Annotated in this window: 16 protein-coding genes; 10 read left to right on the forward strand and 6 right to left on the reverse strand. The window is 46.0% G+C overall.

Annotated elements, in window-relative coordinates; genetic code table 11:
• Positions 1-46: 46 nt before the first annotated feature.
• From CHRO_RS11885 to CHRO_RS11905, 5 genes are all read left to right on the forward strand, one after another.
• Positions 47-781, forward strand: coding sequence for a glutathione peroxidase (locus tag CHRO_RS11885; RefSeq protein ID WP_015154459.1), 735 nt, complete (start codon positions 47-49; stop codon positions 779-781).
• A gap of 198 nt (positions 782-979) precedes the next feature.
• A complete protein-coding gene (locus CHRO_RS11890; RefSeq protein ID WP_015154460.1) occupies positions 980-1,453 on the forward strand; it encodes a TspO/MBR family protein in 474 nt (157 codons plus the stop codon).
• 91 nt (positions 1,454-1,544) lie between these two features.
• Positions 1,545-2,006 carry a TspO/MBR family protein gene (locus CHRO_RS11895; protein ID WP_015154461.1) on the forward strand — a complete coding sequence of 154 codons (462 nt, stop codon included), beginning with the start codon at positions 1,545-1,547 and terminating at the stop codon, positions 2,004-2,006.
• A 129-nt stretch (positions 2,007-2,135) separates the two neighbouring features.
• Positions 2,136-2,918 (forward strand): ATP-binding cassette domain-containing protein, encoded by a 783-nt coding sequence (locus CHRO_RS11900; protein WP_015154462.1) that lies wholly within the window; start codon positions 2,136-2,138, stop codon positions 2,916-2,918.
• Entirely contained in the window at positions 2,915-3,607 is a 693-nt protein-coding gene (locus CHRO_RS11905; RefSeq protein WP_015154463.1) for an ABC transporter permease, read from the forward strand. The genes CHRO_RS11900 and CHRO_RS11905 overlap by 4 nt, the downstream gene beginning before the upstream one ends.
• 73 nt (positions 3,608-3,680) lie before the next feature.
• On the opposite strand, the gene hisG is transcribed toward CHRO_RS11905, so the two are convergent.
• On the reverse strand, positions 3,681-4,325 hold the full coding sequence (gene hisG / locus CHRO_RS11910; protein ID WP_015154464.1) for an ATP phosphoribosyltransferase: 645 nt from the start codon (positions 4,323-4,325) through the stop codon (positions 3,681-3,683).
• A 197-nt stretch (positions 4,326-4,522) separates the two neighbouring features.
• On the opposite strand from hisG, the gene rppA reads away from it, so the two are divergent.
• Positions 4,523-5,212 (forward strand): two-component system response regulator RppA, encoded by a 690-nt coding sequence (gene rppA, locus CHRO_RS11915; RefSeq protein WP_015154465.1) that lies wholly within the window; start codon positions 4,523-4,525, stop codon positions 5,210-5,212.
• A 55-nt stretch (positions 5,213-5,267) separates the two neighbouring features.
• On the opposite strand, the gene CHRO_RS11920 is transcribed toward rppA, so the two are convergent.
• The 3 genes from CHRO_RS11920 to bioA all read right to left on the reverse strand — a co-directional run bounded on the left by CHRO_RS11920 (position 5,268) and on the right by bioA (position 8,288).
• Complete coding sequence (locus CHRO_RS11920; RefSeq protein ID WP_015154466.1) at positions 5,268-5,807, reverse strand: GNAT family N-acetyltransferase; 540 nt, start codon at positions 5,805-5,807, stop codon at positions 5,268-5,270.
• Between the two features lie 73 nt (positions 5,808-5,880).
• Positions 5,881-6,870, reverse strand: coding sequence for a biotin synthase BioB (gene bioB / locus CHRO_RS11925; RefSeq protein ID WP_015154467.1), 990 nt, complete (start codon positions 6,868-6,870; stop codon positions 5,881-5,883).
• A 137-nt stretch (positions 6,871-7,007) separates the two neighbouring features.
• Positions 7,008-8,288, reverse strand: a complete 1,281-nt coding sequence (gene bioA, locus CHRO_RS11930) for an adenosylmethionine--8-amino-7-oxononanoate transaminase (protein ID WP_015154468.1) — start codon at positions 8,286-8,288, stop codon at positions 7,008-7,010.
• A 337-nt stretch (positions 8,289-8,625) separates the two neighbouring features.
• On the opposite strand from bioA, the gene CHRO_RS11935 reads away from it, so the two are divergent.
• The 3 genes from CHRO_RS11935 to CHRO_RS11945 are packed head-to-tail and all read left to right on the forward strand — an operon-like array spanning position 8,626 to position 9,735.
• Positions 8,626-8,835, forward strand: coding sequence for a DUF2997 domain-containing protein (locus CHRO_RS11935; RefSeq protein WP_039716585.1), 210 nt, complete (start codon positions 8,626-8,628; stop codon positions 8,833-8,835).
• Between the two features lie 52 nt (positions 8,836-8,887).
• Positions 8,888-9,274, forward strand: a complete 387-nt coding sequence (locus tag CHRO_RS11940) for a DUF1257 domain-containing protein (protein ID WP_015154470.1) — start codon at positions 8,888-8,890, stop codon at positions 9,272-9,274.
• On the forward strand, positions 9,274-9,735 hold the full coding sequence (locus CHRO_RS11945; RefSeq protein WP_015154471.1) for a ferredoxin: 462 nt from the start codon (positions 9,274-9,276) through the stop codon (positions 9,733-9,735). The genes CHRO_RS11940 and CHRO_RS11945 overlap by 1 nt, the downstream gene beginning before the upstream one ends.
• A gap of 141 nt (positions 9,736-9,876) precedes the next feature.
• Here the strand turns inward: CHRO_RS11945 and CHRO_RS11950 are convergent, their stop codons facing one another.
• A complete protein-coding gene (locus CHRO_RS11950; protein WP_015154472.1) occupies positions 9,877-11,394 on the reverse strand; it encodes a DUF4335 domain-containing protein in 1,518 nt (505 codons plus the stop codon).
• A 44-nt stretch (positions 11,395-11,438) separates the two neighbouring features.
• On the opposite strand from CHRO_RS11950, the gene CHRO_RS32105 reads away from it, so the two are divergent.
• Complete coding sequence (locus tag CHRO_RS32105; RefSeq protein WP_015154473.1) at positions 11,439-11,594, forward strand: hypothetical protein; 156 nt, start codon at positions 11,439-11,441, stop codon at positions 11,592-11,594.
• 51 nt (positions 11,595-11,645) lie between these two features.
• On the opposite strand, the gene CHRO_RS11960 is transcribed toward CHRO_RS32105, so the two are convergent.
• A complete protein-coding gene (locus tag CHRO_RS11960; protein ID WP_015154474.1) occupies positions 11,646-12,245 on the reverse strand; it encodes a DUF3038 domain-containing protein in 600 nt (199 codons plus the stop codon).
• Position 12,246: the final 1 nt, after the last annotated feature.

Below are 12,246 nucleotides of genomic sequence, written 5' to 3' on the forward strand. Positions count from 1 at the left end.
GAGTACGCTCTATCTGTATGTAGATTTGTGAAGTGAAGGAGATACCGTGCTGTCTAACCGCGAAGGACAAAAAGTACCCAGTGTTAAATTTCGGACTCGCCAGAATAACGGATGGTTGGATGTGTCTAGCGACGAGATATTTAACGGCAAGACAGTTGTAGTTTTCTCTTTGCCGGGGGCATATACACCAACTTGCTCGTCAACTCACGTTCCAGGTTACAACGATTTAGCACCAGCCTTTAAAGAGAATGGTGTTGACGAGATTGTTTGTATTTCTGTCAATGATGCCTTTGTCATGAGCGAATGGGCAAAGGATCAAGGTGCAGATAAGGTAACTTTTCTTCCCGATGGCAACGGCGAGTTTACTGACGGGATGGGAATGTTGGTAGACAAATCGGAGTTAGGATTTGGCAAGCGTTCTTGGCGCTATTCCATGCTGGTGAAAGATGGTGTAGTAGAAAAGATGTTTATCGAGCCAGAGGAACCAGGCGATCCCTTTAAAGTATCCGATGCCGAAACCATGCTCAATTACATTAACCCAGAAGCGGCAAAACCGAAGTGCGTCTCTTTGTTCGCCAAAGTTGGTTGTCCGTTCTGCACCCGTGCGAAAGAAATGCTGCAAGGACGCGGAATTGAATACGAAGAAATCGTTTTAGGGCAAGATGCGACAACCCGTTCTCTACGGGCAATGACGGGAGCAATGACAGTACCGCAAGTCTTTATCGATGGAAGGCTTATCGGTGGTTCGGAAGCATTAGAAGCCTATTTGAGTACAAACTAGGTGGTTCTTGATTGAATGAGATATTAGGGTCTGTAGGGGGGCACAGCTGTGCCCCCCTACAAGATGTATACTGCGATCGACTGAGAACTGCTAATAACTCCTAGTTCCTGAATTTCTACTTCTCTCCAATGACTGAGTACTCACACTGCCCTAAACTGTCACAATCGCGATAGAAGACTGAGGAAAGGATAAACAAGAATGATTCCGTCTTGGTTAGCGATTGGAGGAATAACGTTTCTTGTCGCCTTCGGTGGCTTTTTCTTTAAGCCTCGCGATTTGAAATGGGCAGTTCAACTGGAACGCCCACATTGGTTAACTTTTGAGCCATTAATTCCAGTAATATGGATGGTGATTTTTACGTGTGGGGCAATTTCAGCTTATATTGTTTGGGAAGCAGAACCAGGTAGCCTCAAAACCTGGTTATTAATGAGCTTATACCTAGTTTTAGAATTAATTACCGTTGCTTATTTACCAGTGACGCTACAACTACGTAGTTTGGCGATCGGTACGTTTGTTGGTTTCTCAGGCGTACTCTTGAGCGTATTGTTGTTACTAGCTGTCTTGCAAATCTCTGGATGGGCAGCAGCTTTGCTCATACCTTATACCATTTGGAGTCCCATCGGCACGTTTACAACCTGGGAAATGATTCGCCTCAATCCTACAGAGCAGTGAACAGTTGTCAGTTATCAGTGACTAGTGACTAGTGACTAGACCAATAAAGAATCTAGCCACTAGCCACTCAGTACTTACTACTCACTTAATCATGATTAAATCTTGGATGGTAATCGGGGCTGTGACGCTGTTGGTGGCACTTGGTTCAAATTTCTTTACACCAAGCGATCGCAAATGGTTTAAGCGCTTGCGCCGCCCTAACTGGTTGACGTTTGAAGCGTTAATTCCCGTCATTTGGACGGTCGTATTTATTTGCGGTGCTTGGTCGGCTTATATCGTGTGGGAAAATACGGGTAGCTGGTTGCTGATGGGGTTTTACCTGTTGGTAGAAATTCTAATCGTTTCCTACACGCCTGTGATGTTTAGGACTCGCAGCCTCAAAATTGGGACGATTATTGGTGGTACGGGTGCGATCGCTGGTCTATTATTAGCCTTAACTGTCCTCAGCGTTTCCCCTTGGGCGGCGGCTTTACTCCTACCATATCTAATTTGGAGTCCGATTGGCACTTACACGACTTGGGAAATGGCAAAATTGAATCCCCAGGATGTCTAACGATAAGTTATAGCTTGCTTCTACCCCTGTTTGCATGTAAGTTGATACACTAAAAGCTCAACCATTACTTCGATCGCGGGTAAATCAGCACATAATGTTACCTGAGGCAACCCCTTTCGGGAGTCGTTTATGCCGCAGGATAATCCAATTGCAATCGAATTTCGCGATGTCACGTTCATTCAGAACGGACGGGCGCTGGTATCAAATCTCAATTTCACCATCGGGCGAGGTGAAGTTTTAGTCTTATTGGGACGCAGTGGTAGTGGCAAAACTACGACCATGAAGTTGATCAATCGTCTGTTCGTCCCTTCTCACGGTGAGATTCTGTTTGAAGGCATTCCTACAACCAAGTGGGATGAAATCAAATTACGCCGTCAGATGGGATACGTGATTCAGGAGACAGGTTTGTTTCCGCATTTCACGATCGAACGAAATGTGGGCTTAGTGCCAGCTTTAGAAAGTTGGAAACCCAAACAAATTAAGGCACGAGTTTACGAACTGTTAAACTTAGTTGGTTTGGAACCGGAGCAATTCGCTCATCGTTACCCCCGCGAACTTTCTGGAGGACAACGACAGCGTGTAGGAGTCGCTAGGGCGCTAGCTGCCGATCCGCCCGTGTTATTGATGGACGAACCTTTCGGCGCGCTCGATCCAGTCACTCGTCTAGAAATTCAACAGCAGTTTCGCCGCTTGCAACAGCAGTTAGGCAAAACCGTAATTTTCGTAACGCACGATATTCAGGAAGCTTTTATTTTGGCTTCTCGAATTGGTCTCATGCAAGCAGGACGGATGCTGGTGTTAAGTACGCCAGAAGAGTTTTTAAAATCTCCCAAGCCAGAGGCGCGTGCTTTTATCAAAGGGTTACCACCATTTGCTCAGATTTATAATTCTGGTGAGAAGAACGGAAAATGAACTTGAGTGAATTTTTTCTGGTGAAGTACGCGCCGGAGATTTTACAGGAAACTGCTACCCATATCCTCTTGGTAGGAATTTCAATTGGTGTTGCGACTTTGGTAGGTATTCCGCTAGGGATCTGCATCACCCGTAAACCCAGCCTGCGTCAGCCAATCTTGGGAATTGCTAACGTGTTGCAAACAATTCCTAGTTTGGCACTATTTGGATTTTTGATTTCCGTGCCGCTAATTGGCGGAATTGGGGCGCGGACGGCGATTATTGCTCTAACCCTCTATTCTCTCCTACCAATTATTCGCAATACCTATACAGGAATTATTAACGTCGATCCGGCAATTCGTGAGGCAGGAAAGGGGATGGGCATGACCGATCGCCAGTTACTCTTGCAAGTCGAGGTTCCGTTGGCGCTAGGGGTGATTTTAGCAGGGGTAAGGGTAGCTACGGTGATTGCGATCGGGGTTGCCACGATCGCAGCAGCAATTGGCGCTGGCGGCTTGGGCGTGTTTGTATTTCGGGGAATTGCAATGGTCAACAATCAGTTGATTCTGGCAGGAGCAGTTCCGGCGGCGGTGTTAGCAATTTTAGCAGATTGGGCGATCGCTACTTTGGAACGCCGTTTAACGCGCCGAGGTACTTGGGAGCGGGGGAGCAGGGGAGCAGAGGAGCAGGGGAGATTGGTGCAGTCTTAGCAGAGAGCGCACGAGCGATCGAGCAGGGAACCTATGCTTTCAAGCATAGGATTGAAATGTAGATTTTACTCAACTAAACAGGTGACACAATTGCCGTGCGAATTTGTTCGATATACTGATAAAAATTCCCGCTGTTAAGCCGATAGCTTAAGGGATGAGCGATCAGTCTTGCCGTACTTTCAAACAATGTTTCAATCTCGATTAATCCATTTTCTTGTAGCGTTCTACCAGTAGAAACTAAGTCAACAATTGCCTCAGACATACCCGTAATTGGTCCCAATTCTACAGAACCGTATAAAGTAATAATTTCTACTGGTAAATCTAAATTTTCAAAATACTCGCGGGCGCAATTAACAAACTTAGAAGCAACTCTTCCGTGAGCTGGTAATTCTAAAGCCGAACGATAAGGACTAGAAGCTTTGACAGCCACAGAGAGCCGACAAGAACCGAATTTTAAATCGGCTAGATTGGCAACTTTCGGTTTTTTCTCGCGTAATACATCATAGCCAACAATTCCTAATTGTGCCTGTCCGTATTCTACGTAAACGGGTACATCTTGCGCCCGTACTAATAAAGCTTTGGCAATATTATTCGAGTCTTGAATCTGTAATTGGCGATTGCTGGAATCGAGAAATGCACTAAAATCTAAACCGACAGATTGCAACAAACGGATACTATCTTTTAAAAGTGCGCCTTTGGGTAGTGCTACGGTAATCATGGCTAGGGAGTAGGGAGTAGGGAATAGGGGAAGAAACAGAAGACAAGTCCTGATTCTCACAAAAAACTATTATGCCCTGAAACTAGAACGATCGCGATTGTATAATTCTGATTTTCTATATTAGTGAGACACTGCCAGATTGCAGCCAGTGTAAGAATAGAAATATCGCGTAATCTATCCGTGCAGCCAAGATTGATATGAAAATCTTGTTAGTTGACGATGAAGTTGAACTAACCGATCCTCTTAGTCGCCTCCTCAGCCGTGAAGGATACGAGGTTGATGTGGCATATGATGGGAACAAAGGTAGCAATTTGGCTACTCAGAAGACTTATGACTTACTGATCCTCGATTGGATGCTCCCCCACCAATCGGGGTTAGATATTTGTCAGCAATTACGCCGCAGTGGTAAAAATACACCTGTCCTCTTCCTGACTGCTAAAGATACGATAGACGATCGCGTGCAAGGTTTAGATGCGGGTGCAGATGATTATATTGTTAAGCCTTTTGAATTACGCGAATTACTTGCAAGAGTCCGCGCTTTGTTACGGCGAGGCGCTGTAGATTTAAATCTAGCTACAACTCAACGTTTACAAGTTGCAGATTTAGAATTAGATGTGGACAATCGCTTAGCTTATCGTCAAGGACGCACGATTGAGTTGTCAGAGAAAGAGACTAAGCTTTTAGAATATTTTATGCGTCATGTCGGACAAGTTTTAACTCACGACCAAATTCATCAATATTTATGGACTGAAGAGGAACAACCGAGCAGTAATGTTTTAGCTGCTTTAGTTCGGTTATTAAGACGCAAAATTGAAGCGAAGGGAGAAATAGTGTTAGTTCATACTGTTTATGGTAAGGGTTATCGGTTTGGGGATGGTAATGGGTAATTGGTAAATGGTAATAGAAAGTATCAAATGTTTGGTAAACTCGCTCCTACAGATGCTACGCTCTCTCAATGCGATATTCTAATAAATATAAAATATTTCCATTTGTCTTTTTGTGTTCGTATTCTCTCACAACTTTTCCGCCCAATGTTTCTGGAATTTTACGACTGGCAATGTTGGCGCGATCTACAGGATAAAGAAAATATTCATAATCTAGATTTTGCTCAGCCCAATTTTTGATACCTCTAATTGCTTCTAGCCCATACTTACGATCGTGGGCTGCTTTTTTTAACCAAATGCCAAATTCTGGAGTTTTGCCAAGCATACCATGAAGACCTACACAGCCTAAGAATTCTTGCGAATCCTTTTTTAAGATAACCAGCCTGAGATCGCTACCCTTTTTTAAATCTAGAATTGCATTATCAATAAATGCTTCTATTTCAGCAATATGTTGGGGCGATCGCGGACACATATATTTAGTAATATCTTCAGTAAATTCTGAAAAGATTTCTTCTTTATACGCCATCGATACAGGTTTTAATCTGAGGCGATTTGTTAATATCTCCGTGCTAAGTAAATCCATTTTTATGTCACGCATCAGTCGTAGGCGAAGCGTAGCGTTAGACGCTAAGACGCTAAGAAGAACACAAAGAATAGTCGCTCCTTGCTCCTCACTCCTCCAAAACAAAGCCAGCGTCGCGAATCATGTCTAAGTCCATTTGTGTTGCTTGTCCTGGGGTGGTGAGATAGTCGCCAATGAAGATGGAGTTGGCGGGATATAATCCTAACGGTTGGAGCGATCGCAAATGGACTTCTCTACCTCCGGCAATCCGAATTTCTTGTGATGGTAGCAAGAATCTAAATAGACATAATATTCGCAGGCAGCGTTGCGGATTGAGTTGTTGCAACCCTGCTAGTGGTGTACCTGGTATTGGGATCAAAAAGTTAATTGGTACGCTTGTTACTTCTAATTGTCGCAGTGACAGAGCTAAATCGATAATATCGTCATCTGACTCACCCATCCCGATTATTCCGCCCGAACAAGTCGTAATTCCAGCAGCTTTAACATTCTCCACCGTCGCCACGCGATCGCTAAAAGTATGAGTCGTACAAATTTGTTCGTGGTGCGACTCTGCTGTATTGAGATTGTGGTTGACTCTATCGACTCCGGCTGCTGCTAAACGCTGCGTTTGTGACTCACTCAATAACCCCAAACAAGCACAAATTTTCAAATCGTAATTTGCCTTGACTTCTCGCACGGCTGCTAAAAATTTGGCAAAAGTTGTTTCGTTAGGCGATCGCCCAGACAGTACCATGCAGAATGTACCTGCTTTTAAACTAGCCGCCCGTGCTGCGGCAGCTAAAATTTTTTCTTGTGCCATCAACGGATATTTCTCAATTTCTGCTGTCGAGATTTTCGACTGAGAACAATAATGGCAATCTTCAGGGCAAAGTCCACTTTGGGCATTGAGCAAAAAGTGTAGTCGAACGCGATTACCCCAATAATGTTTGCGAACTTTATAAGCTGCTGCTAGCTGTTCGAGTAACACTTCATTAGGGGCGCTGAGTACGGCTAAAGCTTCTTCACGGCTGATAAGATCTCCTGCTAAGGAGCGATCGGCAAGTTGATTCCAATTTGGTAAGGTGATGGTTTGGGGCATTGGTAGTTGGTAGTTGGTAGTTGGCGATCGGCAGTTGTTGGTTGTTGCTAATTTTTTGACTTTTGACTTTTGACTTTTGACTTTTGACTTTTGACTTTTGACTTTTAACTTTTGACTTTTGACTTTTGACTTTTGACTCACTCATCCACAACCCGACGAATCACTTCGTAAATCGATTCGAGTTGAGTCGGGGTGATGCAGTAGGGTGGCATGAGGTAAATGGTATTACCGAGAGGACGTAAGAGGAAGCCTAATTCGAGAAAGCGCGATCGCAGTTTTGAACCTGTGGCGTTTAAGTAGCTTTCGCTTTCAGCTTTCAGATCCAGGGCTGCTATTGTACCGCAGATGCGGGTACGTTCGATTTTTGGATGCCCGCTCAACCATGTTTCCATATAGCGACGGTGTAAGGCTTCCATTCCCCTAAATACATCTGGATTTTGAGTTAATAATTCCAGCGAGGCGTTGCCTGTGGCGCAAGCTAAGGGATTTCCCGTGTAAGAATGACTGTGGAAGAAGGCGCGATCGATGTCATCGCTGTAAAAGGCTTGGTAAATTTCCTCTGTTGCTACAGTCACAGATAGAGGTAAACAGCCACCTGATAAACCTTTAGATAAGCAAAGTATATCGGGACAAGTACTTGACTTTAAACAAGCAAATAATTCTCCTGTTCTACCAAAGCCCGTCATAACCTCGTCATAGATTAGCAGCACCCCATGCGTGCGGGCGAGTTTGGCAAGTTCCTGCAAAAATTGGGGACGACACAGGCGCATCCCTGCGGCTCCCTGTACTAAAGGCTCGATAAATATGCCTGCGTAACTGTGTGAATTTTTTTGCAATAATTCTGCCAGACAATCCAAAGCCTGTGCTTCGTGGGTAGCGACGTTGGAATCTTCGTCAAAAGTTGCGGGAAAAGGCACGATATCTGTTGCAAACATCAAAGTTTTGAAAGTTTGCCACCAAGGAGAACTACTACCAACTGACATTGCTCCTACAGTGTCGCCGTGATAGCCGCCTTCAAAGCTAATGAATCGAGTTCGTTGTTTTTCCCCTTGGTTGTACCAGTACTGGTATGCCATTTTAAGAGCAGCTTCGATCGCAGTGGAACCATTATCAGTGAAAAATACCCGTGTCAGAGACTCAGGTAAATGTGTCAAGAGTTGAGTCGCTAGCTTTTCTGCTGGTTCGTGGGTAAACCCAGCAAAAATCACATGTTCTAGTTGTTTTGCTTGTTGGTAAAGAGCCTCAGCTAGTACGGGGTGGCTGTGTCCGTGGATCGTCACCCACCAACTCGAAATACAATCAAGAATCTGCCTTCCATCCTCCAATTCCAACATCACCCCCTCTCCCCGTTTGACTTTTAAAGGAGGAGGAGCCGTTTTCATCTGGGTGAAAGGATGCCAAATTGGACTGTTACTCATAAGTAGGAGATGGGTGTGGGGTGTGTGGGAGGTGTGGGGTGTGGGGTGTGGGGTGTGGGGTTGACTTGTAATTGCTCCCTGCTCCCCGCTCCCTGCTCTCTAATTTTCTGCTTGACTGCTGTTGAAAGTTAAGCGAAACTGACAAATAATTACTGTGCGAGTTCACTCTATTGCTAAATTTTGTTAACTTTTTCATCTATATAATTCGATGGATGAAACATTATGTAGCAGTAGGGATATTAAGATAGGGGATCGCGTCGCTCAAAGCAAGCTATCCTGCCCAAATGCTGGATATAAGTGTCAGATAACCTTAAAACCTGTTGTGTTGGCTAGAAGCATGGAAACCTTAGAATTTGTCATCTATCCCGATGGTCGCGTACAGGAAAAAGTTACGGGGATCGTCGGTTCCTCCTGTACGGAAGTTACGGCAGCGCTGGAAGCAGAACTAGGGCAAACCATTAGCCAGCAGCCAACATCAGAATATTTTAATCAAGTTAATACACAAGCTGATGTCTCAATCGCTCAAGCATCGTTTAGCGAATGGTAGCTTTTTTATTTAGTTATTGACCTTAGTTAATTTACGACGATCTAGAAACACCATGTCACACTTTAGCCAAATCAAAACTCAAATCCGCAATTTAACATCCTTGCAAGCAGCTCTCACCGATATGGGAGTTGATTGGAAATCTGGATCTCGGCAAGTCCGAGGCTATCAGGGACAAACGCGGAATGCCGAAGTGACAATCGAGCAAGATAACGGTTACGATGTAGGGTTTAGTTGGAATGGCAAAGAGTACGAACTCGTCGCCGATATGCAATATTGGCAGCAACCTTTATCAGTAGAAGGTTTCTTGCGCCAAGTGACGCAGCGTTATGCGTACCACACCGTAGTTAACGAAACAGCAAGACAAGGCTTTCAAGTCACCGAACAACAGAAAAACTCAGATGGCTCGATCAGACTGTTAGTACAGCGCTGGAGTGGCTGATGGACGATCTTGGCACATCGAATCATTCCGACACGGGGCGATCGCACCTAGAACCCGAGTTGGGAGGGAATCTCCGCGACGCTGCCAATCGTTCTGGACTAGAGCCAGAATTGGGCGGTGTTACCCGGCAAAAGGGTGTATACGTTGACGAAATCACTTGTATTGGGTGCAAGCACTGCGCTCACGTCGCTCGCAACACCTTTTACATCGAACCAGATTACGGTCGCTCTCGCGTCGTCCGTCAAGATGGTGACGTGGAGGAACTGATCCAAGAGGCGATCGATACTTGTCCGGTAGATTGCATCCACTGGGTCGATTACACTGAGTTAAAGCGGCTAGAACAAGACAGACAATATCAAGTCATTCCCCCAGTTGTAGGATATCCCGTCGAGGGGGCTGTGGCTGCTGCCCAAAAGCGCCGTCGCAAGCAACAGTTAACCCGCAAAAAAGCTAAGTATTAATATATCCAAACAGGCGATCGCTAACTGAGGAGATTGGATTGCACAGTCTCCTTATTTTTATCTCAGTAGAGACGTTATATGTTCTGTAGAGGCGTTACATGTAACGTCCCTACACTAAATAACTGATAACTAACTACTGATTTAGTTTTGCTCCAGAAAAGACTGAACTTTCCCGTCAGCGCCGAGTATGACTCTAACTCTAGGTGTTTCGCCTTGGGGGTTAGCGGAGACAAAGGGTTCGCCGATTAAAGGTAAACCAGAACTCTCGATGTAGTTTCTAGCTGCTTTGCCTAAAGGTTCGATCCGCTGCACCGAGCCGTCTACATCTAGGACAATACTGTATTCTAACGGTTCGCTGAGTCCAGAGGGGGGCTGCCAACGCTGTTGGAAGTATTCTCTGACTTCATTAACTTGCGGCGTAGGGGCAAAAGCTGCCGCTTGGGGTGCTTGTCGTGACGGTTTAGCTGGCGGCTCCTCAACTGGCTTACCTTCTAAAGCTGCTCTGATCCTTTCTCTGGGTGTCAAGCCTTCTACTGATGGCGGCGGAGCTGGATTGCTGGGTGGTGCGGCAGGAACATCGATTGTTGGTGGAGTCTGAGCCGAGCGATTGGGGGTGGGAGGACTGGGAAGGTTATTGTTGGTAGTAATTCCTGGTAAGGTAGCAATGCTACCTGGTTGCACGGCAGGCTGATTAGCTGGTTGATTAGCCGATGACTTGGGTGTTTGAGTAGAACCAGATGGTGCTTGAGCAATACCAGGTAGGGGGCTAACTCCAGCGTTAGGCGGTGCAGGTGGGGCAGTGGTTGTAAAGGGTGGCGTGGTTGGCGCGGTAGGCAGGGGAGTGTCTGACAGCGGTGAGGGAATTGGCGAACTCCCCACAGTTGGCGTATTTGGTAAATTTCCTAAAGTTGGGCTTGTCGTCGGCGATGGGAGATCGCTTGTGGGTGGCACAGACGGTACAGCCTCTGGAGATAGGGTGGGCGAGGGAGAAGGCTGTTGTGGCGGACGACTGGCTGTTTGTGGCTCGTCAGAACGGTTGAGCAGATGTACGAGTCCTGCGGTTAAACCTACTCCTACCAGCAGTACGGCTGCTATTCCCGCCCAAGCTGTAGAAGGAGTAGTAGCAAAACGAGTCGGGCTATTAAAGTTGACTGGGACAGCTAAAACGTCAGCAGCATATTCATCTAAAGCGTTTGCTAGATCGAATAGTTGCGTCATGCTCAAAGGAATGAATTGCCCCGTACTAGGAGTTGCTAAAGCTCCTAAAAACAAATTATGGGATAATCCTTCACCAGGTTGAATGTATATTCCTCCTGCTGGAGCTGGTGCAGGCGTGCTAGAGGAATCTAATTCTGCCGGTAGGGTGGGCGTATTGGCAGCATCTTCTACCAACAAAGCATTGAATCGGTCTGGCGATGAAGCGAGAACTCTCTGCACGTAGTTTTTGACAACTTCATGCAATTCTACGAGAGAATGGCGATCGCCCTGAATGCGAATTTGCTCTGCTTCTGGTAGTTGGGAGTCATGAAAGCGCACCTCGAACTGAATTGGTGCATTCATTGATTTAGCACCCCGATCCGATCCTGGCGTGCGCTCGGTAACCTGTAACGTACAAGAAGCTTGCGTATACTTTTTTATAATCGGTTCTGACAGAGACATAAGCGAAAATGAGGGAGTAGGGAGTAGGGAGTAGGGAGCAGGGAGTGAGGGGACAAGGGGGACAAGGGGGACAAGGGGGACAAGGGGGACAAGGGGGACAAGGGGGACAAGGGGGACAAGGGGGACAAGGGGGACAAGGGGGACCCCACGACCGAAGGGAGTGGGGATTAGGGGGCAAAGGGGGACAAGGGAGAAATTAGTCACACACCACACCCTATCAACACGCACCACTCTTCTCCCCGACTCCCTAGTTACAATTGCGAACGATCGAGCAAAGTAAGCCATAAGTGCCGATGACCGACAGCACCGCTATAAAATAACAGATCGACTAAGAGCTTGAAGCCTAATTGACTTAGCCAATTGGTTGATAAATGTTCGGCATCTTCCATGCGCTCTTGATAGAGATTGCTAAAACTATCGATGTAGTCGCCCAACACGCCGATTTTATGAGGAACTTCTCGATTGGCGATCGCCTGCTCTAATAACATGACGGCGCGGCGAATTTGAGTCTGATATTGTTTGGCTAGGTGACAAATAATTAAAACTAGCGATCGCGCTTCTTCTATATCTAATTTTTTCCTACCCCCATCACCTTTACGTAAAGGATTTGATTGCCTCAAGCGCCATAACGCCACCCGATCGGGGATTTTTGTTGCCAAATTTAATTCTTCTGCTGCCGATAACATTGCCTCAGAACCAATACCTACTAAAGCTTCTAGCGCCAACAATATCAGATCGAGTTGAGCTTTGATATTGTTGAGCTGCACGGGTGCAGGCTCGGCGCGAGTGAGATCGTTCCACTTAGTACTTTGATTGGGAGATTGGGCGCTAGAGTGCATAGTCTTCAGCATA

This window comes from Chroococcidiopsis thermalis PCC 7203, from assembly GCF_000317125.1.
Classification (GTDB): Bacteria; Cyanobacteriota; Cyanobacteriia; order Cyanobacteriales; family Chroococcidiopsidaceae; genus Chroococcidiopsis; species Chroococcidiopsis thermalis.

Excerpts from the sequence above, each read along its gene's own strand:
- rppA (WP_015154465.1), top strand. The coding sequence starts at position 4,523 with ATGAAAATCTTGTTAGTTGACGATGAAGTTGAACTAACCGATCCTCTT.
- CHRO_RS11895 (WP_015154461.1), top strand. The coding sequence starts at position 1,545 with ATGATTAAATCTTGGATGGTAATCGGGGCTGTGACGCTGTTGGTGGCA.
- bioB (WP_015154467.1), bottom strand. The coding sequence starts at position 6,870 with ATGCCCCAAACCATCACCTTACCAAATTGGAATCAACTTGCCGATCGC.
- CHRO_RS11945 (WP_015154471.1), top strand. The coding sequence starts at position 9,274 with ATGGACGATCTTGGCACATCGAATCATTCCGACACGGGGCGATCGCAC.
- CHRO_RS11940 (WP_015154470.1), top strand. The coding sequence starts at position 8,888 with ATGTCACACTTTAGCCAAATCAAAACTCAAATCCGCAATTTAACATCC.
- CHRO_RS11890 (WP_015154460.1), top strand. The coding sequence starts at position 980 with ATGATTCCGTCTTGGTTAGCGATTGGAGGAATAACGTTTCTTGTCGCC.
- bioA (WP_015154468.1), bottom strand. The coding sequence starts at position 8,288 with ATGAGTAACAGTCCAATTTGGCATCCTTTCACCCAGATGAAAACGGCT.
- hisG (WP_015154464.1), bottom strand. The coding sequence starts at position 4,325 with ATGATTACCGTAGCACTACCCAAAGGCGCACTTTTAAAAGATAGTATC.
- CHRO_RS11900 (WP_015154462.1), top strand. The coding sequence starts at position 2,136 with ATGCCGCAGGATAATCCAATTGCAATCGAATTTCGCGATGTCACGTTC.
- CHRO_RS11960 (WP_015154474.1), bottom strand. The coding sequence starts at position 12,245 with ATGCTGAAGACTATGCACTCTAGCGCCCAATCTCCCAATCAAAGTACT.
- CHRO_RS11905 (WP_015154463.1), top strand. The coding sequence starts at position 2,915 with ATGAACTTGAGTGAATTTTTTCTGGTGAAGTACGCGCCGGAGATTTTA.
- CHRO_RS11950 (WP_015154472.1), bottom strand. The coding sequence starts at position 11,394 with ATGTCTCTGTCAGAACCGATTATAAAAAAGTATACGCAAGCTTCTTGT.
- CHRO_RS11935 (WP_039716585.1), top strand. The coding sequence starts at position 8,626 with ATGGAAACCTTAGAATTTGTCATCTATCCCGATGGTCGCGTACAGGAA.
- CHRO_RS11920 (WP_015154466.1), bottom strand. The coding sequence starts at position 5,807 with ATGCGTGACATAAAAATGGATTTACTTAGCACGGAGATATTAACAAAT.